The sequence below is a fragment of the Photorhabdus hainanensis genome, assembly GCF_018448965.1.
Taxonomy (GTDB): domain Bacteria; phylum Pseudomonadota; class Gammaproteobacteria; order Enterobacterales; family Enterobacteriaceae; genus Photorhabdus; species Photorhabdus akhurstii.
On the sequence record NZ_RCWD01000107.1, the window covers coordinates 1 to 1,153 of the forward strand.

The window sequence follows — 1,153 nt, forward strand, 5'->3', positions numbered from 1 at the left end:
TAAATAACTTTTCATAATTATAATACACTCACTCTTTTTATTCTCTGCTATTCCTGTAGGGACATGAATTTAAAAACGTTTTCACTTTCTCAAGCAATTGCCACATATACTGACAGCCATGATTTCGTGTCACCGTTTCATGTAAGGATTGCCACAGACGCTCAATTTTATTCAGCCAGGGTGAATAAACAGGTAAAAACAACAGATTAAATTTAGGATGACAAGCCAGCCAATCTCTGACCCGTCGGCTTTTATGGATACTGTAATTATCCAAAATCAAAGTGAGGGTTTCAGCATGACAATACTGGCGTTCAAGTTCTTCCAATACATTGATAACTAACTGAGAATTCTTATTTAACCCGTCAGCATAAGTCACTTTTCCCGTTTGAACATTCAGGCAACCTGCAAAATAATGTTTTTGGTTTTTTCCTGGTGTCACTATACGTTTCTGTTGCCCTTTTAAATACCAGTCAGCCCCGATTTTTGGATTCAGCTCGATGTCGACTTCATCTTCATAAAAAACGGGATGTTTTTCTGAACACTTTGACAATGCCTCGGTAATTTTCGCCATTTTTTCAGGGTACTCGGGATCGGGTAATTTAAGCGTCGGGGCTGCCCTTCGCCACACGATACCCATTTTATGTAAGTAGCGATAGAAGGTACTGATGGATAATTTTATGTTTAATAATTCATTGATTTTAATTATAAAAAACTCAAGACTCCAGCGAGAACGCAGGCAGCCCAATTGCTGGGGAGAAGATTGCAATAAAAAAGACAGTAAAGGATAAAGCGGGATTAAATTCCAGACAGCGGGTCTGCCCACAGGCAGGCTTTTGAGTCCTTCCAGACCATATAAAGTCAACCAGTTTATCCAGCGATAGACAGAAGAACGACTGGCGCAAAGGGTTTTGGCGACCAGAGAGACAGACTCGCCTCGATGCAGCATCAATATGGCCATGAGCCTGCGAGCATAATCTTTATCTCGGGTGTTCTGGATAATTTTTTTCATCTGGCGTCGTTCATTGCGGGGTATAGGTGCTATGATAGGCATAACTCAGTCCGTTTAGTGGTTTGGGATTATCTACAATTGATCAGATTGCAAAAATTGGACTGAGTTCCCTCCAAGTGTTCTACTATTTTGAAAAGTTATTTA

At 40.2% G+C, this 1,153-nt stretch carries 1 protein-coding gene; it reads right to left on the reverse strand.

Annotated elements, in window-relative coordinates; translation table 11 throughout:
* Window positions 1–37 precede the first annotated feature (37 nt).
* Window positions 38–1,051 carry an IS630-like element ISPlu10 family transposase gene (locus EAE92_RS24055; RefSeq protein ID WP_214069859.1) on the reverse strand — a complete coding sequence of 338 codons (1,014 nt, stop codon included), beginning with the start codon at window positions 1,049–1,051 and terminating at the stop codon, window positions 38–40.
* Window positions 1,052–1,153: the final 102 nt, after the last annotated feature.